The 23,761-nt window shown below is 64.5% G+C and carries 23 protein-coding genes; 7 read left to right on the forward strand and 16 right to left on the reverse strand.

Going from position 1 to position 23,761, the window contains the following annotated elements:
* Positions 1-136 precede the first annotated feature (136 nt).
* Both AC0MAZ_RS03005 and AC0MAZ_RS03010 read right to left on the reverse strand, forming a co-directional pair.
* The gene (locus AC0MAZ_RS03005; RefSeq protein ID WP_203649372.1) at positions 137-1,285 is read right to left on the reverse strand and encodes an NAD(P)/FAD-dependent oxidoreductase; all 1,149 of its coding nucleotides are present in this window, start codon (positions 1,283-1,285) and stop codon (positions 137-139) included.
* 33 nt (positions 1,286-1,318) lie between these two features.
* Positions 1,319-1,486: a rubredoxin gene (locus tag AC0MAZ_RS03010; protein ID WP_012312109.1), complete on the reverse strand. Its 168-nt coding sequence runs from the start codon at positions 1,484-1,486 to the stop codon at positions 1,319-1,321.
* A 248-nt stretch (positions 1,487-1,734) separates the two neighbouring features.
* Here AC0MAZ_RS03010 and AC0MAZ_RS03015 point away from each other — a divergent pair, with 248 nt between their 5' ends.
* Both AC0MAZ_RS03015 and ubiA read left to right on the forward strand, forming a co-directional pair.
* Positions 1,735-2,292 carry a chorismate--pyruvate lyase family protein gene (locus AC0MAZ_RS03015; protein WP_254464596.1) on the forward strand — a complete coding sequence of 186 codons (558 nt, stop codon included), beginning with the start codon at positions 1,735-1,737 and terminating at the stop codon, positions 2,290-2,292.
* Positions 2,292-3,182, forward strand: a complete 891-nt coding sequence (gene ubiA / locus AC0MAZ_RS03020; protein ID WP_203649367.1) for a 4-hydroxybenzoate octaprenyltransferase — start codon at positions 2,292-2,294, stop codon at positions 3,180-3,182. The genes AC0MAZ_RS03015 and ubiA overlap by 1 nt, the downstream gene beginning before the upstream one ends.
* Before the next feature lie 102 nt (positions 3,183-3,284).
* Here ubiA and AC0MAZ_RS03025 read toward each other — a convergent pair whose 3' ends face one another.
* Positions 3,285-3,653 carry a COG4315 family predicted lipoprotein gene (locus AC0MAZ_RS03025; protein WP_203649365.1) on the reverse strand — a complete coding sequence of 123 codons (369 nt, stop codon included), beginning with the start codon at positions 3,651-3,653 and terminating at the stop codon, positions 3,285-3,287.
* Positions 3,654-3,827: 174 nt separating this feature from the next.
* On the opposite strand from AC0MAZ_RS03025, the gene phoB reads away from it, so the two are divergent.
* The 3 genes from phoB (at position 3,828) to AC0MAZ_RS03040 (ending at position 7,386) form a co-directional block, all read left to right on the forward strand.
* On the forward strand, positions 3,828-4,517 hold the full coding sequence (gene phoB, locus AC0MAZ_RS03030) for a phosphate regulon transcriptional regulator PhoB (protein ID WP_003253341.1): 690 nt from the start codon (positions 3,828-3,830) through the stop codon (positions 4,515-4,517).
* 72 nt (positions 4,518-4,589) lie between these two features.
* Entirely contained in the window at positions 4,590-5,861 is a 1,272-nt protein-coding gene (phoR, locus tag AC0MAZ_RS03035; RefSeq protein WP_232855495.1) for a phosphate regulon sensor histidine kinase PhoR, read from the forward strand.
* A 184-nt stretch (positions 5,862-6,045) separates the two neighbouring features.
* Positions 6,046-7,386, forward strand: a complete 1,341-nt coding sequence (locus tag AC0MAZ_RS03040; RefSeq protein ID WP_203649361.1) for a hemolysin family protein — start codon at positions 6,046-6,048, stop codon at positions 7,384-7,386.
* A 96-nt stretch (positions 7,387-7,482) separates the two neighbouring features.
* On the opposite strand, the gene AC0MAZ_RS03045 is transcribed toward AC0MAZ_RS03040, so the two are convergent.
* The 8 genes from AC0MAZ_RS03045 to AC0MAZ_RS03080 form a co-directional block, all read right to left on the reverse strand.
* Positions 7,483-8,382 carry a peptidoglycan DD-metalloendopeptidase family protein gene (locus AC0MAZ_RS03045; protein WP_475860123.1) on the reverse strand — a complete coding sequence of 300 codons (900 nt, stop codon included), beginning with the start codon at positions 8,380-8,382 and terminating at the stop codon, positions 7,483-7,485.
* A gap of 214 nt (positions 8,383-8,596) precedes the next feature.
* Complete coding sequence (locus tag AC0MAZ_RS03050; RefSeq protein WP_050707550.1) at positions 8,597-9,502, reverse strand: response regulator; 906 nt, start codon at positions 9,500-9,502, stop codon at positions 8,597-8,599.
* 163 nt (positions 9,503-9,665) lie between these two features.
* A complete protein-coding gene (gene phoU, locus AC0MAZ_RS03055) occupies positions 9,666-10,436 on the reverse strand; it encodes a phosphate signaling complex protein PhoU (protein ID WP_110736220.1) in 771 nt (256 codons plus the stop codon).
* Between the two features lie 197 nt (positions 10,437-10,633).
* On the reverse strand, positions 10,634-11,467 hold the full coding sequence (pstB, locus tag AC0MAZ_RS03060; RefSeq protein WP_028689970.1) for a phosphate ABC transporter ATP-binding protein PstB: 834 nt from the start codon (positions 11,465-11,467) through the stop codon (positions 10,634-10,636).
* A 72-nt stretch (positions 11,468-11,539) separates the two neighbouring features.
* Positions 11,540-13,210, reverse strand: coding sequence for a phosphate ABC transporter permease PstA (pstA, locus tag AC0MAZ_RS03065; protein ID WP_203649355.1), 1,671 nt, complete (start codon positions 13,208-13,210; stop codon positions 11,540-11,542).
* A 17-nt stretch (positions 13,211-13,227) separates the two neighbouring features.
* Positions 13,228-15,516 carry an ABC transporter permease subunit gene (locus AC0MAZ_RS03070; protein ID WP_475860126.1) on the reverse strand — a complete coding sequence of 763 codons (2,289 nt, stop codon included), beginning with the start codon at positions 15,514-15,516 and terminating at the stop codon, positions 13,228-13,230.
* Between the two features lie 142 nt (positions 15,517-15,658).
* Positions 15,659-16,657 carry a phosphate ABC transporter substrate-binding protein PstS gene (locus tag AC0MAZ_RS03075; protein WP_232855406.1) on the reverse strand — a complete coding sequence of 333 codons (999 nt, stop codon included), beginning with the start codon at positions 16,655-16,657 and terminating at the stop codon, positions 15,659-15,661.
* Positions 16,658-16,961: 304 nt separating this feature from the next.
* Positions 16,962-18,251 carry an MFS transporter gene (locus AC0MAZ_RS03080; protein WP_232855407.1) on the reverse strand — a complete coding sequence of 430 codons (1,290 nt, stop codon included), beginning with the start codon at positions 18,249-18,251 and terminating at the stop codon, positions 16,962-16,964.
* Between the two features lie 362 nt (positions 18,252-18,613).
* Here AC0MAZ_RS03080 and AC0MAZ_RS03085 point away from each other — a divergent pair, with 362 nt between their 5' ends.
* Together AC0MAZ_RS03085 and AC0MAZ_RS03090 are read left to right on the forward strand one after the other, a co-directional pair.
* A complete protein-coding gene (locus tag AC0MAZ_RS03085) occupies positions 18,614-19,012 on the forward strand; it encodes an acyl-CoA thioesterase (RefSeq protein ID WP_003253317.1) in 399 nt (132 codons plus the stop codon).
* Positions 19,013-19,085: 73 nt separating this feature from the next.
* Positions 19,086-19,982 (forward strand): D-hexose-6-phosphate mutarotase, encoded by an 897-nt coding sequence (locus AC0MAZ_RS03090; protein ID WP_475860129.1) that lies wholly within the window; start codon positions 19,086-19,088, stop codon positions 19,980-19,982.
* A 130-nt stretch (positions 19,983-20,112) separates the two neighbouring features.
* On the opposite strand, the gene AC0MAZ_RS03095 is transcribed toward AC0MAZ_RS03090, so the two are convergent.
* From AC0MAZ_RS03095 to AC0MAZ_RS03115, 5 genes are all read right to left on the reverse strand, one after another.
* On the reverse strand, positions 20,113-20,646 hold the full coding sequence (locus AC0MAZ_RS03095) for a DUF3299 domain-containing protein (protein ID WP_028689975.1): 534 nt from the start codon (positions 20,644-20,646) through the stop codon (positions 20,113-20,115).
* A gap of 50 nt (positions 20,647-20,696) precedes the next feature.
* Positions 20,697-20,942 (reverse strand): GlsB/YeaQ/YmgE family stress response membrane protein, encoded by a 246-nt coding sequence (locus AC0MAZ_RS03100; RefSeq protein WP_050707557.1) that lies wholly within the window; start codon positions 20,940-20,942, stop codon positions 20,697-20,699.
* Between the two features lie 96 nt (positions 20,943-21,038).
* Positions 21,039-22,121 carry a 5-(carboxyamino)imidazole ribonucleotide synthase gene (locus tag AC0MAZ_RS03105; RefSeq protein WP_267813521.1) on the reverse strand — a complete coding sequence of 361 codons (1,083 nt, stop codon included), beginning with the start codon at positions 22,119-22,121 and terminating at the stop codon, positions 21,039-21,041.
* Positions 22,122-22,131: 10 nt separating this feature from the next.
* On the reverse strand, positions 22,132-22,623 hold the full coding sequence (purE, locus tag AC0MAZ_RS03110; RefSeq protein WP_050707559.1) for a 5-(carboxyamino)imidazole ribonucleotide mutase: 492 nt from the start codon (positions 22,621-22,623) through the stop codon (positions 22,132-22,134).
* A 171-nt stretch (positions 22,624-22,794) separates the two neighbouring features.
* Positions 22,795-23,724 (reverse strand): LysR substrate-binding domain-containing protein, encoded by a 930-nt coding sequence (locus AC0MAZ_RS03115; protein WP_050707560.1) that lies wholly within the window; start codon positions 23,722-23,724, stop codon positions 22,795-22,797.
* Positions 23,725-23,761 lie beyond the last annotated feature (37 nt).

Consider the following 23,761-nt stretch of genomic DNA (forward strand, 5'->3'; position numbering starts at 1 on the left):
AGCAGCGTTCAAGGCACCGCAGGCTCTAGGCTGCGGCAGACGCCAGTGAGGATGGCACGCCGACCGGGGCCGCGCCAGTATCTGGGCGGCCATTGTCGCGGCAAGAACAGGATAATTCCGACAGAACGCCCGCTATTTACGCCATCAAGGGCGGTAACTGGCGATTCAGCGCCAGTTTCTCCATGACCGCGCCGCCGGTCAGGGCGTAGCCCAGCAGCTGGCCATCGGCACCGTGGCAGAGCACTTTCAGGTCGGCGCCGCTGCCTTCGACCACCCAGGTGCCCTCATGGCCGGGCGGCACCGGGGATACCACCAGTGGACAGGCCGGGGTCTTCACGGTGACCGGCATCGGGCCGTAGGCCACCGCGGTCGGGTTGCCGGCCAGGGTCTGGGCCAGGGCACGGGCGCAGGTCATCAGCGGCATGACGTACAGCAGGTTGATGCCGTCGACCTCGGCGCAGTCGCCCAGGGCGAAGATATTGGCATGTGAAGTGCGCAGCTGGCGGTCCACCACCACCCCACGGTTGACCTGCAAACCCGCCGCCGCCGCCAGGTCGGTGCGCGGACGCAGGCCGATGGCTGACACCACCAGGTCGCAGGGAATCACGCTGCCATCGGACAGGTGCGCCTCGAGCGCCTCCCCTGCCCGCTGCAGGCGGGTCAGCACCGGGCCGAGGTGAAAGCGCACGCCCAGTCCTTCCAGGCCCGCCTGCACGGCTGCGGCGGCAGCTGGGTGCAGCAGAGTCGGCATCACCTGCTCACAGGGGGCGACGACCTCGCAGTGCAGGCCGCCCAGGCTGAGGTCGTTGGCGAATTCGCAACCGATCAGGCCGGCACCGAGGATCAGCACACGCTGCTTGCCCGCGGCCGCAGCGCGAAAGCGTGCGTAGTCCTCCAGGTCGTTGATCGGGAAGACCAGCTCGCCGGCATCGCCTTCCACAGGCACCTGCACCGTCTGCGCGCCCCAGGCCAGTACCAGGTCGCGGTACTCCACCGCTTCCTCGCCAATCCACAGGCGCTTGTGGCCCGGGTCGATGCCGCTGATACGGGTATGGGTACGAATCTCGGCCTTGAGCTGCTCGGCCATCGCACCCGGTTCGGCCATGCACAGGCCGTCGGCGTCCTTCTGCTTGGCGAAGCCGGTGGACAGCATGGGCTTGGAGTAGGAGCGACCGTCGTCGGCGGTGATCAGCAACAGCGGCGTATCGCCGTCGAGCTTGCGAAACTCTCGCGCCAGGTTGTAGCCGGCAAGGCCGGTACCGATGATCACCACGGGGGACGTCATGTCGTGCGTTCCTTCTTCAAGCCAGGGTTGCGATCAGCCGATGGCGATCATTTCGAAATCACTCTTGCCCACGCCGCAGTCGGGGCACAGCCAGTCTTGCGGTACATCTTCCCAGCGGGTGCCGGGGGCGATGCCGTCGTCCGGCCAACCTTGGGCCTCGTCGTAGATCAGGCCGCAGACAATACATTGCCACTTCTTCATTTACTGCTGTTCCTCGGTCAGGCTTAAGGATGCGTTGCAGCTGACGGCCTCATCGCGGGGCAAGCCCGCTCCTACAAGGGACGCGCAGTTCCCGAGGGCTGCACTGTACCTGTGGGAGCGGGTTTACCCGCGAAGGGGCTACCGCGCAATTCGTGGGGGCTTTGTACTGGCCCTGCCAGCAGTATGCAAGCAGTCCGGGCAAACATGCTAAGCTCGCCGCCTCTCTGGCCTGTATCAAGCATACCGACGTGCCGTACGAAACCCCGCAAGCAGCCGCTGTCGCGTGGCTGGCGTATCCGCAGCTGGCGACCACCCTCGACCAGCCGACCCTGGGCTGGCTGTTCGACGAGGGCTCCCTGACCCGTCGCCTGACCCGTCTCTCCCACGATCACTTCAGCGTCACGCCCCTGTTCGAAGGCTGGCAGCCCCTGCGCGACGACGAGTGCGCCGCCTTGGGCCTGGCGCCTGGCGCGCAGGGCTGGGTGCGCGAGGTCTACCTGCGCGGCCACGGCCATCCGTGGGTGTTCGCCCGCAGCGTGGCCAGTCGCACGGCGCTGGAACGCGGCGGGCTGGACCTGGAGACCCTGGGCAGCCGCTCGCTGGGCGAGCTGCTGTTCTGTGACCAGGCGTTCGTCCGCCACCCGATCGAAGTGTGCAGTTATCCACAGGGCTGGCTGCCCGCCGAGGTCGCCGGCGCCGGATTGTGGGGGCGGCGCTCGCGCTTCGAGCGCGACGGCCTCGACCTGCTGGTGGCCGAGGTGTTCCTGCCCGCCCTGTGGCACGCGGCCAAGGAGGAGAACCGCTGATGTACCTGCAACTGCTCAAGTCGCTCAACCGCCTGCACCCACGGGCCTGGGACTTCATCCAGCTGAGCCGCATGGACCGCCCGATCGGCATCTACCTGCTGCTGTGGCCGACGCTGGTGGCGGTGTGGATCGCCGGCAACGGTTCGCCGACCCTGGCCAACGTGCTGATCTTCGGTTTGGGCGTGGTGCTGATGCGCGCCGCCGGCTGCTGCATCAACGACTTCGCCGACCGCAAGGTGGACGGCCACGTCAAGCGCACCGCTGACCGGCCACTGGCCAGTGGCCGGGTGAAACCCCGCGAAGCGCTGGCGCTGTTCGCCCTGCTGGTGGGGCTGAGTTTCCTGCTGGTGCTGTGCACCAACGCTACCACGGTATGGCTGTCGTTCGGCGCGGTCGCCCTGGCGTTCTGCTACCCGTTCATGAAGCGCTACACCTACTACCCGCAGGTGGTGCTGGGCGCGGCGTACTCCTGGGGTATCCCCATGGCCTTCACCGCCGCGGGCGGCGAGCTGCCGGCCAGCGCCTGGCTGCTGTACATCGCCAACCTGCTATGGACGGTGGGCTACGACACCTACTACGCCATGGTTGACCGTGACGACGACCTGAAGATCGGCGTGAAATCCACCGCCATCCTGTTCGGCGAGGCCGACCGGGTGATCATCCTGACCTTGCAGTTGCTGTCGCTGGGCTGCCTGTTGCTGGCGGGTAACCGTTTCGAGCTGGGCGGCTGGTTCCACCTGGGGCTGTTGGCGGCGGCGGTGTGCTTTGCCTGGGAGTTCTGGTCGACGCGCAAGCTGGATCGGGAGTCGTGCTTCAAGGCGTTTCTGCACAACCATTGGGCAGGGATGCTGGTCTTTGCCGGGGTGGTGCTGGATTACGCGTTGCGCTGAGGCTCACCGTCTCTGTGGGAGCGGGTTTACCCGCGAATGCGATGGCGGCGGCACCGCAGCATTCGCGGGTAAACCCGCTCCCACAGGGTCAAATATCAACCTTCAGGGCTTGGCGATATGCCAGACGTCCTTCATGCCATCACCGGTGGTCTCCCCGGCCTGCTTGTCCTTGACGAAGGTGTACAGCGGCTTGCCGTCGTAGGCCCACTGCATCTTGCCGTCGTCACGCTTGATCTGCGTCCACTTGCCTTCGGCCTTCTCACCATCGCTGACCATCAACGGCGGCCAGTTCTTGGCGCACTCGCCGTTGCACATGGACTTGCCGCCGGCATCCTTGTCGAAGGTGTACAGCGTCATGCCGTTGTGATCGACCCACATGCCGTCCTTTTCCGTGGCGTGATGAGCCGACGCCACCCCCGGCACTGCCAGCGCAGCGCAAAGGGCCATCCAGCTCAGCGTATGTCGTGTCATTGGAATCACCATTGTTTCGGGGGTGGATTGAATGTCCGCGCCGCCTTCGCGGCCCCCTGAAGCCTAGCCCAGTCACGCAATGTCGCCAGAATGGCCAACACCCTGTCACACAGCTGCAATAATTCCGTTATCTAATGCGGGCCAAGACACCGTTCCTGGGAGAGGTAATTGAGCATGGTTGGCAGAAACATTCTGATCGTCGACGACGAAGCGCCTATCCGCGAGATGATCGCCGTTGCATTGGAAATGGCCGGCTATGACTGCCTCGAGGCCGAGAACTCGCAACAGGCCCACGCCATCATCGTCGACCGCAAGCCGGACCTGATCCTGCTCGACTGGATGCTGCCGGGCACCTCGGGCATCGAGCTGGCCCGCCGCCTCAAGCGCGACGAACTGACCGGCGACATCCCGATCATCATGCTCACCGCCAAGGGTGAAGAGGACAACAAGATCCAGGGCCTGGAAGTCGGCGCCGACGACTACATCACCAAGCCGTTCTCCCCCCGCGAGCTGGTGGCGCGCCTGAAGGCCGTGCTGCGCCGCACCGGCCCGAGCGACAGCGAGGCGCCGATCGAAGTCGGTGGCCTGCTGCTCGACCCGATCAGCCACCGCGTGACCATCGACGGCAAGCCGGCCGAGATGGGCCCCACCGAATACCGCCTGCTGCAGTTCTTCATGACCCACCAGGAGCGCGCCTACACCCGTGGCCAGCTGCTCGACCAGGTCTGGGGCGGCAACGTCTACGTCGAGGAACGCACCGTCGACGTGCACATCCGTCGCCTGCGCAAGGCGCTGGGTGAAGCCTACGAAAATCTGGTACAAACCGTCCGCGGCACCGGCTATCGCTTCTCGACCAAGAGCTGATCGAAGCCCCAGCGCCCGCTGTACAAGGACTGTCAATTGAACCAGAACTGGCACGCGACCCTGATTCGCCACATGCTCCTGCTGATCACCGTCTGCCTGATCGGCGGGCTGGTCAGCGGCTACTACGGCTGGAGCCTGGCCATCGGCCTGGCCCTGTACCTGGGCTGGACGCTGAAGCAGCTGCTGCGCCTGCACGACTGGCTGCGCAACCACCAGCCCGACGAAGCGCCCCCCGATGGCTACGGCCTGTGGGGCGAGGTGTTCGACAGCATCTACCACCTGCAACGCCGCGACCAGCGCGTGCGCGGCCGCCTGCAAGCAGTGATCGACCGGGTCCAGGAGTCCACCGCCGCCCTGCGCGACGCGGTGATCATGCTCGACAGCGAAGGCAACCTGGAGTGGTGGAACCGCGCCGCCGAGACCCTGCTGGGCTTCAAGACGCCGCAGGACGGCGGCCAGCCGGTGACCAACCTGGTGCGCCACCCGCGCTTCAAGGAGTATTTCGAGTCGGACAACTACGCCGAGCCGCTGGAGATCCCCTCGCCGATCAACGACCGCCTGCGCGTGCAACTGCACCTGACCCGCTACGGCAACAACGAACACCTGATGCTGGTGCGCGACGTGACCCGCATCCACCAGCTGGAACAGATGCGCAAAGACTTCGTCGCCAACGTTTCCCACGAGCTGCGCACGCCGCTGACGGTGATCACCGGTTACCTGGAGACGCTGCTGGACAACGTCGAGGACGTGAACCCACGCTGGAGCCGCGCCCTGCAGCAGATGAGCGCGCAAGGCTCGCGCATGCAGACCCTGCTCAACGACCTGCTGCTGCTGGCCAAGCTCGAGGCCACCGACTACCCCTCGGACAACCAGCCGGTGCTGGTCGACACCCTGCTCGGTGCCATCAAGAACGACGCCCAGGCCCTGTCAGGCCCGCGCAACCAGCGCATCAGCCTGGAGGCGACGCCCGGCATTCGTCTCAAGGGCAGTGAGTCGGAGCTGCGCAGCGCGTTCTCCAACCTGGTGTTCAACGCGGTCAAGTACACCCAGGACGAAGGCAATATCCGCATCCGCTGGTGGGCCGACGAACAGGGCGCGCACCTGAGCGTGCAGGACTCGGGGGTGGGGATCGAAGCCAAGCACCTGCCACGCCTGACCGAACGCTTCTACCGGGTCGACTCAAGCCGTGCGTCCAATACCGGCGGCACCGGGCTGGGGCTGGCGATCGTCAAGCATGTGCTGATGCGCCATCGCGCACGCCTGGAAATCAGCAGCGTGCCGGGGCATGGCAGCACCTTTACCTGCCACTTCGCGCCGGCGCAATTGGTGTCAAGCAAAGCCTGAATCATCGCGGGGCAAGCCCGCTCCCACGCACTGCCTAAGCGATCGTGGGAGCGGGCTTGCCCCGCGATGGGACGCATCCCCTTTGCTTTTGCGGCTCCAGCCGCTACATTGGATCCCCCGTGCCAGCCATCGCTGGCACTTTTTTTCTCTTGAATTCAAAGACGGACCCCGTAAAAACTCCATCATGGACCCTTCCCCTGGTATCAGCCTCACCTCGTTGTTCGCCGATTTCGGCATGATTCTCTTCGCCTTGTTCCTAGTGCTGCTCAACGGCTTCTTCGTTGCCGCCGAGTTCGCCATGGTCAAGCTGCGTTCCACCCGGGTCGAATCCATCGCCGAGCTGCACGGCTGGCGTGGCAGCATCCTGCGCAAGGTGCACAACCAGCTCGACGCCTACCTGTCGGCCTGCCAGCTGGGCATCACCCTCGCCTCCCTGGGCCTGGGCTGGGTCGGCGAACCGGCGTTCGCCCACCTGCTCGAGCCGCTGCTGGCCGCCGTGGGCGTGGACAGCCCCGAGCTGATCAAGGCGATCTCGTTCTTCGTCGCCTTCTTCGTGATCTCCTACCTGCACATCGTGGTCGGCGAGCTGGCACCGAAGTCGTGGGCGATCCGCAAGCCCGAGCTGCTGTCGCTGTGGACTGCCGTGCCGCTGTACCTGTTCTACTGGGCAATGTACCCGGCCATCTACCTGCTCAACGCCAGCGCCAACACCATCCTGCGCATCGCCGGCCAAGGTGAGCCCGGGCCGCACCACGAGCACCACTACAGCCGCGAGGAGCTCAAGCTGATCCTGCACTCCAGCCGCGGCCAGGATCCGAGCGACCAGGGCATGCGCGTGCTGGCCTCGGCCGTGGAGATGGGCGAGCTGGAAGTGGTCGACTGGGCCAACTCCCGCGAAGACATGGTCAGCATCGACGCCCATGCGCCACTGAAGGAAATCCTCGCCCTGCTGCGCCGTCACAAGTTCAGCCGCTACCCGCTGTATGACGCCGAGCGCGAGGAGTTCACCGGCCTGCTGCACATCAAGGACCTGCTGCTGGAGCTGGCCGAACTGGACCACCTGCCCGAGACCATCGACCTCGAGGACCTCGCCCGCCCGCTGGAGCGCGTGTCGCGGCACATGCCGTTGTCCCAGCTGCTGGAGCAGTTCCGCAAGGGTGGCGCGCACTTCGTGCTGGTGGAGGAAGCCGATGGCAAGGTGATCGGCTACCTGACCATGGAAGACGTGCTGGAGGTGCTGGTCGGCGATATCCAGGACGAACACCGCAAGACCGAGCGCGGCATCCTCGCCTACCAGCCGGGCAAGCTGCTGGTACGCGGTGATACGCCGCTGTTCAAGGTCGAGCGCCTGCTGGGCGTCGACCTCGACCATATCGAGGCGGAAACCCTGGCCGGCCTGGTCTACGAGACCCTCAAGCGCGTGCCCGAGGAAGAGGAAGTGCTGGAGGTCGACGGCCTGCGCATCATCATCAAGAAGATGAAAGGGCCGAAGATCGTGCTGGCCAAGGTGCTCAAGCTCGATTGATATCCCTGGGGCTGCTTTGCAGCCCTATCGCGGCACAAGGCCGCTCCTACAGTAGATCGCATTCCCCTGTAGGAGCGGCCTTGTGCCGCAAAAGCCTCAAGGGTTGCCGGCAGTAAAATCCGGCAACCCGCCAATCGGCCGGTCGAACTGATACGGTATCGACTCCAGCGCCAACCCCACATTGCGCTGCACCACGAAATGCAGGTGCGGACCGCTGCTGTTGCCGGTGTTGCCCGACTTGGCCAGCGCCTGCCCCTGGGCCACCCGCTGCCCCTCGCCTACCACCACCGAACCGCGCATCAGGTGCAGGTACACGCCCATGGTGCCGTCCGGGTGCAGGATCCTGACGAAGTTGCCCGCCGGGTTGTTGCCCCGCCCGCTCTGGTTGTTCTCGATCTTCACCACTACCCCACCCCGCGCCGCGATAATCGGTGTGCCTTCGGGCATGGCGATGTCCATGGCGTAGCGACCCTTGGGCCCGAAGTGGCTGAAACGGCCGTTGGGCCCCTGGCTCAGGCGAAACGGCCCGCCCTTCCAGGGGAAGGGATAGCGATAGCCCTGCGGGCGCTGCCCCGGGTCACCCATGGCATAGCGAAACCTGGTGTCGTACCTGAGGCCGGCCCCCTGGCGGGCCTGGACCACACTGAGCACCTGGGTCGAGCGCGGCGGCACCAGGCGCCGGACGATACGCGGCGCGTTGCCGCCCTGGGCATTGGCCAGGCGCTCCACGCGCAGCTCTACCTCCATGGGCACGAACAGTTCGTTGCGGGCGACAAAGCGCACGCCACCGGCAAAGGACTCGGTCTTCAGGCGAACCTGGCCATCCAGGCGCTCGACCATGGGCTCACGGAACACAAAGGCTTTCGCCCCTGGGCTCGGGCGGTCTGAATAGGAGACCACGCCGAAGGTGTCGGTGGTCTTGTAGACGGTCATGCCCAGGCTCGACGCCGAGGCCGTGAGCAAGGCACAGAACAGCAGCAGGCGGGCGGGCGGCATGATGGTGGCTTTTTGACAGTTGTGTTCTGTCGAAGCCTAGCAGCCCGAATAAAGACAAGTTGTGACAGCTGGTCGGAAGTTTCAGAGGATCAAGCAGAGAACATTGATCTCTGTGGGAGCGGGTTCACCCGCGAATGCGTCGGCGACAGCACCATCGTATTCGCGGGTAAACCCGCTCCCACAGGGTTTACGTCCACCTATCCAACCCAGGCCATCAGGCCCCGGGCGTGAAGTGCTTCTGGGCTGTGCCGCGGGCGATCAGCCGTGACAGGTAGTCGAGCTTCTGCGCATCCTGGTCGACGAACTTGAAGGTCAGTTGCAGCCAGTCGCTCTCAGGCTTGGGTTCCAGCGCCGCAATGGCGTGCAGGTAGCCGTTCAGCCGCGCCGTTTCGGCATTCTCGCCTTGCTCCAGGTCCAGCACCGCGCCTTCGAGCACCTGCGGCAGGTTGGTGCCACGGCGGACCACCAGCAGGGCTTCCTTGAGGCTCAGGGCCTTGATCATGCACGGCTGGGTGCCACTGGACAGGCGCAGTTGGCCTTGGCCACGGCCAGTCTGGGCCGCGGCGGCGGCAGTCTTCGGCGTCGGTGCGTTGATCAGTGGCTTGGCAGCAGCGGCAACAGGCGCCGGAGCCGCGACCTTGGCCGCTTCCGGGCGACCGCCGGTCAGGGCGCTGAGCGAGTCGTTGGCGAAGGCCGAGTTGACCCGCGCCGGCGCGCTGGACATCAGGGCATCGAGCTTGCCGATCTTGGTCAGCGACTTCTTCACCTTGGTCAGCAGCTGCTCGTTGGTGAACGGCTTGCCGACGAAATCGGAAACACCGGCCTGGATGGCCTGGATCACGTTTTCCTTGTCACCACGGCTGGTCACCATGATGAACTGCATGGTCTTCATCTCTTCCTGCTGGCGGCACCAGGTCAGCAGCTCGAGGCCCGACATCTCGGGCATCTCCCAGTCGCACAGGACCAGGTCGAAACGTTCCTTGCTCAGCATGGCCATGGCCTTGCGGCCGTTGACCGCGTCCTCGATCACCACGCCGGGAAAGGCGTTGCGCAGGCACTTTTTTACCAGGTCGCGGATGAACGGGGCATCGTCCACGACCAGCACATTCACTTTACTCATCGATACTCCTCTTGAATCCCGGCTAGCATACCGCCGACTGATGGCCATTTGCCAAACCACTGGTCACGCCGGGACTTCTCACACGGTTCGCGGGTGCCTGCTGGTGCTCGACCGCAAACGAAAACGCCCGGCGGTTGCCGGGCGTTCATGCTCGGGAGCAATCCTATTTATCGTCCGGTTCAGCCGGAACATTAGCGATTTCGCCCTCATCGAACGCTTCGCCCTGCACCTCGGCTTTCATGCGCTTGAGGCCCATGTGGCGCACGTCGGTGCCGCGCACCAGGTAGATCACCAGCTCCGAAATGTTGCGCGCGTGGTCGCCGATGCGTTCCAGCGAACGCAGGGCCCAGATCACGCTGAGCACACGGGAGATCGAGCGCGGGTCTTCCATCATGTAGGTGACCAGCTCGCGCAGCGCGGTCTTGTACTCGCGGTCGATGGTCTTGTCGTACTGGGCCACCGACAACGCCAGTTCGGCATCGAAGCGAGCGAAGGCATCCAACGCATCGCGGACCATGTTGCGCACCTGGTCGCCGATGTGGCGCACCTCGACGTAACCACGCGGCGACTCGCCTTCCTCGCACAGCTGGATGGCGCGGCGGGCGATCTTGGTCGACTCGTCGCCGATGCGCTCCAGGTCGATCACCGACTTGGAAATGCTGATGATCAGGCGCAGGTCGGAGGCCGCCGGCTGGCGACGGGCGAGGATGCGCACGCACTCCTCGTCGATGTTGCGCTCCATCTGGTTGATCTGTTCATCGACCTCGCGCACTTGCTGGGCCAGGCCCGAGTCGGCCTCGATCAGCGCGGTGACGGCGTCGTTCACCTGTTTCTCGACCAGCCCGCCCATGGCCAGCAGGTGGCTGCGCACCTCCTCGAGCTCGGCGTTGAACTGCTGGGAGATATGGTGGGTAAGGCTTTCTTTGTTGATCATCGTTTCGCTCCGCGAAGCAGCTGCAAGTCGTTTGTATCGTTCCCTGGCTTTCCGGCCTCACCTGAACCTGTGGGAGCGGGTTCATCGGGCCGCCGCACCGCCGCGAACCAGGCCCTGCGGTGTATGGCACCGGCTTTGCCGGTGTTCGCGGGTAAACCCGCTCCCACAGAGGCCTCAATGCCCCACAAGCACTGTGATTAGCCGTAGCGACCGGTGATGTAGTCTTCGGTCTGCTTCTTCGCCGGGTTGGTGAACAGGGTGTCGGTGTCACCGAATTCAACCAGTTTGCCCATGTACATGAACGCGGTGTAGTCCGAAACGCGGGCCGCCTGCTGCATGTTGTGGGTGACGATGACGATGGTGTACTTGGATTTCAGTTCGTAGATCAGCTCTTCGACCTTCAGCGTCGAGATCGGGTCCAGCGCCGAACACGGTTCGTCGAGCAGCAGCACTTCCGGCTCCACGGCGATGGTACGGGCGATCACCAAGCGCTGCTGCTGGCCACCGGACAGGCCCAGGGCCGAGTCGTGCAGGCGGTCCTTGACCTCATCCCACAGCGCCGCGCCCTTCAGCGCCCACTCGACGGCTTCGTCGAGCACGCGCTTCTTGTTGATGCCCTGGATGCGCAGGCCGTAGACCACGTTCTCGTAGATGGTCTTGGGGAACGGGTTGGGCTTCTGGAACACCATGCCCACGCGGCGGCGCAGCTCGGCCACGTCCTCGCCCTTGCGGTAGATGTTGCTGCCGTACAGGTTGATGGCGCCTTCCACGCGGCAGCCATCGACCAGGTCGTTCATGCGGTTGAAGGTCCGCAGCAGGGTCGACTTGCCGCAGCCGGACGGGCCGATGAAGGCAGTCACGCGCTGCTTGGGGATGTTCATGCTGACGTCGAACAGCGCTTGCTTGTCGCCGTAGAACAGGGACAGCCCGGGTACTTCGATGGCCACGGTCTCTTCGGCCAGGCGCAGGCTCTGCTTGTCGCGGCCCAGGGCCGACATGTCGATGCCGTGGGCGTGGGATTCATGCTGCATGGTCAACTCCATACGCTATCAATTCGTTTCAAAGGGCCGCCCGGCGTTCGGGCGGCACGCTTGCAATCAGGATCAGTGGTCGAGGGCCTTGTACTTCTCGCGCAGGTGGTTACGGATCCACACCGCCGAGAGGTTGAGGGTGGCGATCACCAGCACCAGCAACAGCGCGGTGGCGTACACCAGCGGCCGCGCGGCCTCGACGTTGGGGCTCTGGAAGCCGACGTCGTAGATGTGGAAGCCCAGGTGCATGATCTTCTGGTCCAGGTGCAGGTACGGGTAGTTGCCATCCACCGGCAGCGACGGCGCCAGCTTCACCACACCCACCAGCATCAGCGGGGCCACTTCGCCGGCGGCACGGGCCACGGCGAGGATCATGCCGGTCATCATGGCCGGGCTGGCCATCGGCAGGACGATCTTCCACAGGGTCTCGGCCTTGGTCGCGCCCAGGGCCAGCGAGCCCTCGCGCACCGTGCGCGGAATCCGCGCCAGGCCTTCCTCGGTGGCCACGATCACCACTGGCACCGCCAGCAGCGCCAGGGTCAGCGAGGCCCACAGCAGGCCGGGGGTGCCGAGGGTCGGCGCCGGCAGCGACTCGGGGAAGAACAATCGGTCGATCGAGCCGCCCAGCACGTAGACGAAGAAGCCCAGGCCGAACACGCCGTAGACGATCGCCGGAACGCCGGCCAGGTTGTTCACCGCGATGCGGATCAAGCGGGTCACCGGGCCCTGCTTGGCGTACTCGCGCAGGTAGACCGCCGCCAATACGCCGAACGGGGTGACGATCACGGCCATGATCAGGGTCATCATCACGGTGCCGAAGATGGCCGGGAAGATACCGCCTTCGGTGTTGGCCTCACGCGGGTCGTCGCTGAGGAACTCCCAGACCTTGGCAAAGTAGGCGCCCATCTTGGTCATGCCCGACATGGCGTTCGGCTGGATGGCGTGGACCACCTTGCTCAGGTTGATCTCCACCTCGCGGCCGTTGCCGTCGCGGGCCACCAGGCTGTCGCGGGCGAAGGCCTGGTGCAGGCCGGTCAGGCGCTCTTCGATGGCCTTGTAGCGGTTGTTCAGCTCGGCGCGCTCGGCGTCCATGTCGGCCTGGGCGGCAGCGTCCAGCTTGCCGTCCAGTTCCAGCTTGCGGCTGTGCAGGCGCAGGCGCTCGAGGCCATGGTTGATGGCACCGATATCCTTCTTCTCCAGCTTCACCAACTGGTCGTTGAACTCGCTGGCGCGCTTGAGGCGGGCCTGCAGCTCGTTCCAGGCCTCGGGGCCCTGGGCGACCACGCGGCCCTCTTCCTTGACGCTGACCAGGTAGCCGTAGAAGTTGCCCCACTCACGACGCTCCAGGGCGATCAGGTCGACCGGCTTTTGCTGGTCCACCAGCCACTCGCCAACGACCCAGGTGAAGTCGCTGCCGTTGAGGTCGCGGTTACCGACCTTGATCAGCTCGCGGGTCATGAACTCCGGGCCCTGCTCGGGCACCGGCAGGCCGGCACCCTTGAGGCGTTCACGCGGTACTTCTTCCTTCTGTACCACTTCACCGACGACCACGTGGTCGGCCTGGCCCGGCACCTTGTAGGTGGCCTGGACCAAGTCGGCCGGCCAGAAGTGGCCCAGGCCGCGCACGGCGATCACGGCCAGCAGGCCGACGGTCATGATGACCGCCATGGCGACCGCGCCACCACTGATCCAGACGCCGGGGGCGCCGCTCTTGAACCAGCCTTTGAGGGAATCCTTTTTCACGGATCTCTACCTTTCTATCAAAGCGACGAGTATTTCTTGCGCAGGCGCTGGCGAATCAGCTCGGCCAGGGTGTTCATCACGAAGGTGAACATCAGCAGCACGAGGGCGGCGAGGAACAGCACACGATAGTGGCTGCCGCCGACTTCCGATTCGGGCATTTCCACGGCCACGTTGGCGGCCAGGGTGCGCATGCCCTCGAACAGGTTCATCTCCATCACCGGGGTGTTGCCGGTGGCCATCAGCACGATCATGGTCTCGCCCACCGCACGGCCCATGCCGATCATCAGCGCCGAGAAGATACCCGGGCTCGCGGTGAGGATGACCACGCGGGTCAGGGTCTGCCACGGCGTGGCGCCCAGGGCCAGCGAACCCAGGGTCAGGCTGCGCGGCACGCTGAACACGGCGTCTTCGGCGATGGAATAGATGTTCGGGATGACCGCGAAGCCCATGGCGATACCGACCACCAGGGCGTTGCGCTGGTCGTAGGTGATGCCCAGGTCGTTGCTGATCCACAGGCGCATGTCGCCCTTGAAGAACCAGCTCTCGAGGAGCGGGCTCATGTACAGGGCGAACCAACCGATCACCAGGATCACCGGGATCAGGATCGCCGCCTCCCAGCCATCCGGGATGCGCAGACGGATCGACTCCGGCAGGCGGCTCCAGCTGAAGCCGGCGAGCAGGATGCCGATCGGCATGATCACGAACAGGCTGAACACGCCCGGCAGGTGGCCTTCGAGGTACGGCGCGAGGAACAGGCCGGCGAAGAAGCCGAGGATCACCGTCGGCATCGCTTCCATCAGCTCGATCACCGGCTTGACCTTGCGGCGCATGCCCGGGGCCATGAAGTAGGCGGTGTAGATGGCAGCGGCGATGGCCAGCGGCGCAGCCAGGATCATCGCGTAGAACGCGGCCTTGAGCGTACCGAAGGTCAGCGGCGACAGGCTCAGCTTGGGTTCGAAGTCGGTGTTCGAGGCGGTCGACTGCCAGACGTATTTAGGCTCGTCGTAGTTCTCGTACCAGACCTTGCCCCACAGCGCGCTGAAGGAGATCTCCGGGTGCGGGTTGCGCAGGCTCAGCGGCAGCAGCTTGCCGCCTTCTTCGATGATGATGCGGTTGGCGCGCGGCGACAGGGCCAACACGCCCGCGCCTTCGGCCACCGGCTCGACCAGCAGGGTGCGGTGCGCGGTGCTGTGGAACACGCCCAGCTTGCCTTCGCTGTCCAGGGCGATGAAGCCCTTGCGGCGCTCTTCGGCGTCGATCTGCACCACCGGGGCCTTGCCCAGCTGGAAGCTGCGGATCAGCTTGAAGCGCGACTCGCCATCCGGGTCACGGGCCATGAACCATTGGCTCAGGCCGCCCTTGGAGTCACCGAAGATCAGTGAGATGCCGCCGACCAGCTGGGCGGTCGCGGTGATTTCGGCGTTGCCGTCTTCCAGCAGCTTGTAGCGGCCATTGAGGCTCTTGTCGCGCAGGCTGAACACATCGGCGGTGGCGCGGCCGTTGACCACGTACAGCCACTGCTGGCGCGGGTCGATGAAGATGTTCTTCACCACCTCGGTCATCTGCGGCAGCTCGATGCGGTTCTGCTCGATGGTGACCTCGTCGGTCATCATGTTCTCGGTGCGCGACAGTTCGAGCACCTGCAGGTGCGCGCCGGTGGAGCCGGCCAGCAGCAGGGTATCGCCATTGACGTTGACGCTCACGTGCTCCAGCGCACGGCCCTGGTCATCCAGGGTGAACAGGTCCTGACCATAGGGGTAGTCGATACCCGGCTCGATGGTCTTCTTGTTGTCCGGATAGGTGATCTTGTAGGTGTGATGGAACACCAGCGCCTGGCCGTTGGACAGGCCCAGCACCACCAGCGGGCTGCCGGGCTGGTCGGTACTGATCGAGCTGACCTGGGCGCCGGCGGGCAGTGGCAGGTCGACGCGCTTCAGTTCATTGCCGGTCTTGGTATCGAAGAACAGCGCCTGGCCCTTGTCGGACACGCGCATGCCCACGAGGTTCTGCTCCTCGAGGGCGATCATCAGGGGTTTGCCGGCGTCCTGTTGCAGCCAGGTCGGCTCCAGGGCTTTCTTGCTGGTCAACTCGGCACCCTGGAACAGCGGCAGCACCACGTAGGCCAGGTAGAAGAAGATCAGCGTGATCGCAGCCAGCACGGCAAGGCCGCCCACCAGGACGTACCAGCGGGTCAGACGGTCCTTGAGGGCGCGCATGCGGCGCTTGCGTTGCAACTCGGGCGTATTGAAATCAATGCGCACGGGAGGAGAATTTTGGGTCATTGTGGAGTTGGCCAGATCATTCATGCGCACACCCTAGCGGTCCCGTATGACAAAAACATGACAGTGCAGTGACGCAAAAAAGCCCGCCGCTCAGGAGCCCTGGCTTCGGACTAAGGAATTCGTGGAGGAGGCCGGCATTGTGGTCACCGGCCTCGTCCTCAGTTACTTACTTCTTTGCAACGTTACCCGCGTGGGACAGGCCCAGGTCGGCCAGGGTCTTGTCGACCACTTTGGCTGGCAGCGGGATGTAGCCGTCCTTCACGACAACTTGCTGGCCGGCCTGCGACAGCACCAGCTTGACGAACTCGGCTTCCAGCGGGGCCAGAGGCTTGTTCGGGGCCTTGTTGACGTAGACGTAGAGGAAGCGCGACAGCGGGTAGGTGCCGTTCAGGGCGTTGGCTTCGTTGTCTTCAACGAAGGCGCCGCCTTCTTTCTTGGCCAGGGCCACGGTCTTGACGCTGGCGGTCTTGTAGCCGATGCCCGAGTAGCCGATGCCGTTCAGCGAGGAGCTGATCGACTGCACGACCGAGGCCGAGCCAGGCTGTTCGTTGACGTTAGGCTTGAAGTCGCCTTTGCACAGGGCTTCTTCCTTGAAGTAGCCGTAGGTACCCGATACCGAGTTGCGGCCGAACAGCTGCACTGGCTTGTTGGCCAGGTCGCCGGTCACGCCCAGGTCGCCCCAGGTCTTGACGTCAGCCTTGGCGCCGCACAGGCGGGTGGAGGAGAAGATGGCGTCAACCTGAGCCATGGTCAGGCCCTTGATCGGGTTGTCCTTGTGCACGAACACGGCCAGGGCGTCGACGGCGACCGGGATGGCGGTCGGCTTGTAGCCGTACTTCTGCTCGAAGGCCTGCAGCTCGACGTCCTTCATCTTGCGGCTCATCGGGCCCAGGTTGGCGGTGCCTTCGGTCAGCGCGGGTGGCGCGGTCGAGGAACCGGCGGCCTGGATCTGGATGTTTACGTTCGGATATTCCTTCTTGTAGGCCTCGGCCCACAGGGTCATCAGGTTCGCGAGGGTGTCGGAACCGACGCTGGAGAGGTTGCCCGATACACCGGTGGTCTTGGTGTAGGTCGGGATTGCAGGATCGACAGCGGCGACCGCATTGGCGGCAGCGACGCCAGCGGCGGCAAAGGTCAGGGCCGCCATCAAACGCTTCAGTTTCATGCCTTGCTCCTAGCAGGAATATCGTGGGTTGTGAGATGGAACGGGCCCAAGTATCTGCAGGCCGCATGAACACTCTATGACTCGAATGTGACAATTGGATGAAAGGCCATCACCGGTTATCCGGGATGGCCTTTCAAGATGTTTCTGGAGGGGGTCGGAGCACGCCCCTGTAGGAGCGGCCTTGCGCCGCGAAAGGGCTGCAAAGCAGCCCCGACGGTCTTGCAGGAGGCCGAGATCCTGGGGCCGCTGCGCGCCCCTTTCGCGGCACGAGGCCGCTCCTACAGGTCCGCGATTTTTGTTCGGTTCAGCGCTTGTTGACGAGCAGATAGGTACCAACCAGCAGACCAACGGCACACAGGCACGCCACATAATAGGCCGGTGCCATAGGGCTGAACTTGAGCAGCGCGGTCACCACCATCGGCGTCAGCCCGCCAAAGATCGCGTAGGCCAGGTTGTAGGAGAACGACAGGCCACTGAAGCGCACCACTGGCGGGAAGGCCTTGACCATCACGTAGGGCACGGCGCCGACGATACCCACGCACAGGCCAGTCAGGGCGTACAGCGGGAACAGCAGGTCCGGTCGAGTCGGCAGGCTGTGGTAGAAGGCCCAGGACGACGCCAGCAACGCCAGGCTGCCGACGATGAACACGCGCCCGGCGCCGAAACGGTCGGCAAGGCTGCCAGCCCCGATGCAGCCCAGGCTGAGCAGCACGATGGCCAGGCTGTTGGCCTTGAGCGAATCGGTGGGGCTGACGTGATAGATGCTCTGCAGCAAGGCCGGGGTCATCAGGATGATCACCACGATGCCGGCCGACAGCAGCCAGGTGAGCAGCATCGACAGGATGATCGCGCCGCGGTGGTCGCGCAGCACCGCGCGCAGCGGCAGTTCCTCGGCCAGCGCCTTGCGCGCCTGCATCTCGGCGAACACCGGGGTTTCATGCAGCCAGCGGCGCAGGTAGACCGCGAAGAAGCCGAACACCCCACCGAGCAGGAACGGGATACGCCAGGCAAAGTCCGCCACTTCGTACGGGGTATAGATCGTGTTGATCAGCGTCGCCACCAGCGAGCCAAGCAGGATGCCCGAGGTCAGGCCCGCGGTCAGGGTGCCGCAGGCATAGCCGGTGTTGCGCGCCGGCACGTGCTCGGAGACGAACACCCAGGCCCCCGGCACCTCGCCGCCGATGGCCGCGCCCTGGATCACCCGCATCAACAACAGCAGAATCGGTGCCCACAGGCCGATCTGCTCATAGGTGGGCAGCAGGCCCATCACCAGGGTCGGCACGGCCATCAGGAAGATGCTCAGGGTGAACATCTTCTTGCGTCCGAGCAGGTCGCCGAAGTGGGCCATGACGATGCCGCCCAGGGGGCGGGCCAGGTAGCCGGCGGCGAAGATGCCGAAAGTCTGCATCAGGCGCAGCCATTCGGGCATGTCGGCCGGGAAGAACAGTTTGCCGACCACCGTGGCGAAGAACACGAAGATGATGAAGTCGTAGAACTCCAGGGCCCCGCCGAGGGCGGACAGCGAGAGGGTCTTGTAGTCACTGCGGGACAACGGCCGGGACGGCTGCTCGATACTGCTCTGCACGGAGGTCATCGCTGTTCTTTCTCTTGTAGGTCTGCGGACCGCTTGGCATGCGGCTTCTGGATTGGCTAGGCAGCGAAGATAGCAAATTGCCGAGCCGCGCTCATAGCGGTACAAAATCCATACAGATATTCATGAATGTGCGGTCGTCGCTGGCTGTGCAGGTATATATACTGCCCGCTCGTAGGAAAAGGTTGCTTCCATTGTGGGAAGTTGTGCGAAAACGTCGGTCATTGTTGTCAGACTGTTTCGCAGAGTTTCCCTTTGGCCGCCTCGCGAAGCGAAATCAGCGTAGTATGCGTGTTGCTGAATCGTTTTTACGGCGTCCTTCATTGCGCCACCAACGAAGCTTCACGGGTCAGAGGCCCCACGGCATGATTGAGCTCGAACAAGAAGATCCTATCCCGCAGGGCGACCTGGCCTTGCAGATCACCGCGCTGCCACGCGAGACCAATGGTTTCGGCGATATCTTCGGCGGCTGGCTGGTCGCCCAGATGGACCTGGCCGGCACCGCCATGGCCAGCCGCGTCGCCGGCGGCCGGGTGGCCACGGTGGCCATCGACCGCATGGCCTTCCTGGTGCCGGTGGCGGTGGGCGCGCAGCTGTCCTTCTATACCCAGACCCTGGAGATCGGCCGCAGCTCGATCCAGATGATGGTCGAAGTGTGGAGCGATGACCCGCTTTCGAGCGAATGGCGCAAGGTCACCGAGGCGGTGTTCGTGTTCGTCGCCATCGACGGCAGCGGTCGCACCCGCTCGGTGCCTCGTCGCTGAGCCGAGCGAGCGGTAAACTCATTGCACGTCACCGGGTCCAACGGCCTGACAGACAATCAATGAGACGAGCGCAATGGCTAACTTCACGGTCGAGACCGAGCTTCACGGCGAACTCAATTGCTGGCGCATCACCAGCGAGCATGCCGAACTATTGATCGCCCAGCAGGGCGCGCAGGTCCTCAGCTACCAGCGGATCGGCGAACCGCCGCTGCTGTGGCTGAGCGACCTGGCCATCTTCCGCAAGGGCAAGTCGGTGCGCGCCGGCGCACCGGTGTGTTGGCCCTGGTTCGGCATCTTCGAACGCAACCCGGATTCGGTCAAAGCCATGTTCAAGGGCGAGCAGCCACCGGCCCACGGCCTGGTGCGCGGGCGCGAGTGGCAGTTGCTGGGGGCCGAGGAGCACAGCGAAAGCCTGCACATCGAATTCGAACTGCCCGAAGCCCAGGGCGACTTGCCGGGCTGGGCCCACGAGGTCCAGCTCAAGCTGCTGGTGGAACTGGGCGACCAGCTGAAGCTGACCCTCACCAGCTACAACCTCGGCAGTACCGACGTCACCCTGAGCCAGGCCCTGCACAGCTACTTCGCGTTAAGCGACGTGCGTCAGGTGCAGGTGGAAGGCGTGGACGGATTGGCCTATATCGAAACCCTGGCCAACTGGGAGCAGCGCCAACAGCAGGGCAACCTGGGCTTTACGGGCGAGACCGATCGCATCTACCTGAACGCCCCCGAGCGCCTGGCCATCGTCGACCCGCACTGGAACCGACGCATCACCTTGCAGGCCGGCGGCTCACGCACCGCGGTGATCTGGAACCCCTGGACCGAGCGCGCCCGCGACCTGCCGGACATGGCCGACGATGGCTGGCAGCGCATGCTGTGCATCGAGACGGCGAATGTGATGGACGACGTGGTGGTGCTCAAGCCGGGGGCGAGTCATGCGATGAGCGTGGCGATCGGTAGCGAAGTGCTCTGATCCGTAATTTTCAGAGTCAGTGCCGCCCCTTTCGCGGGTAAACCCGCTCCCACAGGCCCTCCACTGTTCTCAAGGTCAGTGAAATGCCTGTGGGAGCGGGTTTACCCGCGAAGAGGCCGGCACAGGTAAATCAGAGGTCGGCATCCTCCACCACCCTAACCTGCCCCGCCTCCAATGCATACGCCGCATCCGCCAGGTCATTGCTGACCGTTTCCACCTTCAGCGTGCCGGTCACCCACAACGGCGTGTAGATGTCGTCGATCTTCAAACCTTTCGGATAACGCACCAGCACCAGCTGGTTCGGCGGCGGCGGCGGTACGTGGATGCAAGCGCCCGGGTACGGCACCAGGAAGAACAGCGTGCTGTTGCCCTTGGCATCGCTCTCCAGCGGCACCGGATACCCGCCCAGGCGGATCTGCTTGCCGTTCATCGCTGCCACGGTCTTGGTCGAGTACATCACCGCAGGCAAGCCCTTGCTCTGCTTCAGGCCACCCTTGGCAGTAAAGGTCCCTTGAGCTTCCGGGGAGTCGTGGTCGATCTCGGGCATCTGCTCGAGGGCTTTCTGGTCCGACTTGGGCATCAGCTCAAGCCAGTCGGTCTCGGGCAGTTCGGCATGGGCCAGGGCGCTGGCCAACAGCAGGGGGACGAGGAATAACGCACGCATGGGAATGCTCGACAACTCGGGATTGAATTGCCGGGCATTCTAGCCTGTGTTCAGTTCTTCTTGATGAAGCCGTAGATCACCAGAAGGATGATGGCGCCGACCAGGGCCCCGAAGAAGCCTGCGGCCTGTCCGGCCTGGTAGATGCCCAGGGCTTGCCCGCCATAGGTGGCGGCCAGGGAGCCGGCGATGCCGAGGAGGATGGTCATGATCCAGCCCATGCTGTCGTCACCCGGTTTCAGGAAACGCGCCAGCAGGCCGACGATCAGGCCGATGAAGATGGTTCCAATGATGCCCATGGCAATCCCTCTGTGATGAACATGAAACATGCCAAAGCCTAGTCAGCGCTTTGGCATGTTGCCATCTCAGAGCGGCATTGCCGGGCAGAAGTTCGATCAGCCGGCGATCAACGCCTCTACTTCGGCGATCTTGGCCTTGAGGGTGGCCATGTCGTCACAACGCAGGGTGGCATGGCCGACCTTGCGTCCGACCTTGAACGCCTTGCCGTAGTGGTGCAGGTGGCAATCGTCGATGGCCACGACCTTGTCCACCGGCGGCACTTCGCCGATGAAGTTGAGCATGGCGCTCTCGCCGACCTTGGCGGTCGAACCCAGCGGCAGGCCGGCGACGGCGCGCAGGTGGTTCTCGAACTGGCTGCACTCGCTGCCTTCGATGGTCCAGTGCCCGGAGTTGTGCACGCGCGGGGCGATCTCGTTGGCCTTCAGGCCGCCGTCGACTTCGAAGAACTCGAAGGCCATGACGCCGACATAGTCCAGCTTCTGCAGCACGCGACCGACGTAGTCTTCGGCCAGGGCCTGCAGCGGGTGCGCGTCGCTGGCCACCGACAGTTTCAGGATGCCGCTGTCGTGGGTGTTGTGCACCAGCGGATAGAAGCGGGTTTCGCCATCGCGGGCACGCACGGCCACCAGCGACACTTCGCCGGTGAACGGCACGAAACCTTCCAGCAGGCAGGGCACGCTACCCAGCTCGGCGAAGGTATCGACCACGTCCTCAGGCTTGCGCAGGACCTTCTGGCCCTTGCCGTCATACCCCAGGGTGCGGGTCTTGAGCACGGCCGGCAGGCCGATGCTGGCGACGGCCGCATCCAGGTCTTCCTGCGAGAGGATATCGGCGAAAGCCGGGGTCGGAATCCCCAGGTCGCGGAACATGCTCTTCTCGAACAGACGATCACGGGCGATGCGCAGGGCCTCGGCACTCGGGTAGACCGGCACGAACTGCGAGAGAAAGGCGACGGTTTCCGCCGGCACGCTCTCGAACTCGAAGGTTACCAGGTCGACTTCGTCGGCCAGCTGGCGCAGGTGGTCCTGGTCGCCGTAGTCGGCGCGCAGGTGCTCGCCCAGCGGGGCGGCGCAGGCGTCCGGGGCCGGGTCGAGGAAGGCGAAGTTCATGCCCAGCGGGGTGCCCGCCAGGGCCAGCATGCGGCCCAGTTGGCCGCCACCGATTACACCGATCTTCATAGCGTCAACCTCAAGCCTGGCGCGGGTCTGGATTGTCCAGCACGGTGTCGGTCTGCTCGGTGCGGAACTGCTTGAGCGCCGCGTGGAACTGCGGGTACTTGGCGCCCAGGATGCTCGCCGACAGCAGCGCGGCGTTGATCGCGCCGGCCTTGCCGATGGCCAGGGTGGCTACCGGCACGCCGGCCGGCATCTGCACGATCGACAGCAGCGAATCGACACCCGACAGCATCGACGACTGCACCGGCACGCCCAGCACCGGCAGGTGGGTCTTGGCGGCGCACATGCCTGGCAGGTGGGCGGCGCCGCCGGCACCGGCGATGATCACCTCGATGCCGCGGCCTTCGGCCTCCTCGGCGTACTGGAACAGCAGGTCCGGGGTACGGTGGGCGGAAACCACCTTCACCTCGTAGGGGATGCCGAGTTTTTCCAGCATATCGGCGGTGTGGCTAAGGGTGGACCAATCGGACTTGGAGCCCATGATCACGCCAACCAGTGCACTCATCGTCGAGCCTCTTCGCTTGTGCGCCCGCAGGCGCGTCAAAAAACAACAAGCCACGCGGGACGACCGGCGTGGCTTGTTTGCTGATCATGACCGGATCTATCCGGTCGAGGGGCCGCGCAGTATAGCGTAACGCGAGGCGATCACGGCACCCCCGGCGACCAACTGTCGCCCTTATTTTTCGGGGGTTTGGCTGACTTTCGGGTCAACTGAGCCGCCCTCCAGCTTGCGCCACAGCAACCGCACGTTGGCCTTGCGCACCAGCGCGCAGCGATACAGGCGGATTTCCAGCGGCACATGCCACTGGCTGCCGCCACAGATCACCAGTTCGCCGCGCTCCAGCTCACCACGCATCGACAGCCTCGGCACCCAGGCGATGCCCATGCCTTCGAGGGCCATGCTCTTGAGACTGTCGGCCATCGCGGTTTCATAGACAGTGGTATAGCGCAGGTTGCGCTGGCGCAGCAGCAGATTGACCGAACGGCCGAGAAAGGCGCCGGCGCTATAGGCCAGCAGCGGCACGCTACCCTCGCCCTCCAGGTCGAACAGCGGCTTGCCGTCCGGGCCCACCGCGCACACCGGAAGCATTTCGGTGGTGCCCATGTGCAATGAGGGGAATATCTCGGCGTCCATCTGCAGGGCGGCGTCCGGGTCATAGAAAGCCAGCATCAGGTCGCAGCCACCTTCGCGCAATGCATGAACGGCATCACCGACGTTGGTGGCCACCAGGCGCGTGGCGATGTTCAGGCCATCGTTGCGCAACTGCGCCACCCAGCGCGGGAAAAAGCCCGACGCCAGGGAGTGCGCCGCCGACACCTGGATCACCTCGCCCTGCCCGCCTTCGAGGTGATGCAAATGGCGGAGAACTTCGCTCAACTGGTCGACAACGGTACGCGCGGTGACGAGAAACAGCTGACCGGCCTCGGTCAGTTCGATGGGGGTGCGGGAACGATTCACCAAGGTCAGCCCCAGCGCCGCCTCCAAGCTGCGTATGCGTCGGCTGAAGGCCGGCTGGGTGACGAAACGGCGCTCGGCCGCCTGGGAAAAACTGCGGGTGGAGGCCAAGGCACTGAAGTCCTCCAGCCATTTGCTTTCGAGGTTCATCGACTACTCCGCAACGCGTGCACCAAAATGGAACACG

The sequence above is a fragment of the Pseudomonas sp. A genome (assembly GCF_056270345.1).

Excerpts from the sequence above, each read along its gene's own strand:
- purE (WP_050707559.1), bottom strand. The coding sequence starts at position 22,623 with ATGAGTGCACTGGTTGGCGTGATCATGGGCTCCAAGTCCGATTGGTCC.
- AC0MAZ_RS03080 (WP_232855407.1), bottom strand. The coding sequence starts at position 18,251 with ATGACCTCCGTGCAGAGCAGTATCGAGCAGCCGTCCCGGCCGTTGTCC.
- AC0MAZ_RS03025 (WP_203649365.1), bottom strand. The coding sequence starts at position 3,653 with ATGACACGACATACGCTGAGCTGGATGGCCCTTTGCGCTGCGCTGGCA.
- AC0MAZ_RS03090 (WP_475860129.1), top strand. The coding sequence starts at position 19,086 with ATGGCTAACTTCACGGTCGAGACCGAGCTTCACGGCGAACTCAATTGC.
- phoU (WP_110736220.1), bottom strand. The coding sequence starts at position 10,436 with ATGATCAACAAAGAAAGCCTTACCCACCATATCTCCCAGCAGTTCAAC.
- phoB (WP_003253341.1), top strand. The coding sequence starts at position 3,828 with ATGGTTGGCAGAAACATTCTGATCGTCGACGACGAAGCGCCTATCCGC.
- ubiA (WP_203649367.1), top strand. The coding sequence starts at position 2,292 with ATGTACCTGCAACTGCTCAAGTCGCTCAACCGCCTGCACCCACGGGCC.
- AC0MAZ_RS03095 (WP_028689975.1), bottom strand. The coding sequence starts at position 20,646 with ATGCGTGCGTTATTCCTCGTCCCCCTGCTGTTGGCCAGCGCCCTGGCC.
- pstB (WP_028689970.1), bottom strand. The coding sequence starts at position 11,467 with ATGCAGCATGAATCCCACGCCCACGGCATCGACATGTCGGCCCTGGGC.
- AC0MAZ_RS03005 (WP_203649372.1), bottom strand. The coding sequence starts at position 1,285 with ATGACGTCCCCCGTGGTGATCATCGGTACCGGCCTTGCCGGCTACAAC.
- AC0MAZ_RS03040 (WP_203649361.1), top strand. The coding sequence starts at position 6,046 with ATGGACCCTTCCCCTGGTATCAGCCTCACCTCGTTGTTCGCCGATTTC.
- AC0MAZ_RS03010 (WP_012312109.1), bottom strand. The coding sequence starts at position 1,486 with ATGAAGAAGTGGCAATGTATTGTCTGCGGCCTGATCTACGACGAGGCC.
- AC0MAZ_RS03105 (WP_267813521.1), bottom strand. The coding sequence starts at position 22,121 with ATGAAGATCGGTGTAATCGGTGGCGGCCAACTGGGCCGCATGCTGGCC.
- AC0MAZ_RS03115 (WP_050707560.1), bottom strand. The coding sequence starts at position 23,724 with ATGAACCTCGAAAGCAAATGGCTGGAGGACTTCAGTGCCTTGGCCTCC.
- AC0MAZ_RS03085 (WP_003253317.1), top strand. The coding sequence starts at position 18,614 with ATGATTGAGCTCGAACAAGAAGATCCTATCCCGCAGGGCGACCTGGCC.
- AC0MAZ_RS03100 (WP_050707557.1), bottom strand. The coding sequence starts at position 20,942 with ATGGGCATCATTGGAACCATCTTCATCGGCCTGATCGTCGGCCTGCTG.
- phoR (WP_232855495.1), top strand. The coding sequence starts at position 4,590 with ATGCTCCTGCTGATCACCGTCTGCCTGATCGGCGGGCTGGTCAGCGGC.
- AC0MAZ_RS03075 (WP_232855406.1), bottom strand. The coding sequence starts at position 16,657 with ATGAAACTGAAGCGTTTGATGGCGGCCCTGACCTTTGCCGCCGCTGGC.
- AC0MAZ_RS03045 (WP_475860123.1), bottom strand. The coding sequence starts at position 8,382 with ATGCCGCCCGCCCGCCTGCTGCTGTTCTGTGCCTTGCTCACGGCCTCG.
- AC0MAZ_RS03070 (WP_475860126.1), bottom strand. The coding sequence starts at position 15,516 with ATGAATGATCTGGCCAACTCCACAATGACCCAAAATTCTCCTCCCGTG.
- AC0MAZ_RS03050 (WP_050707550.1), bottom strand. The coding sequence starts at position 9,502 with ATGAGTAAAGTGAATGTGCTGGTCGTGGACGATGCCCCGTTCATCCGC.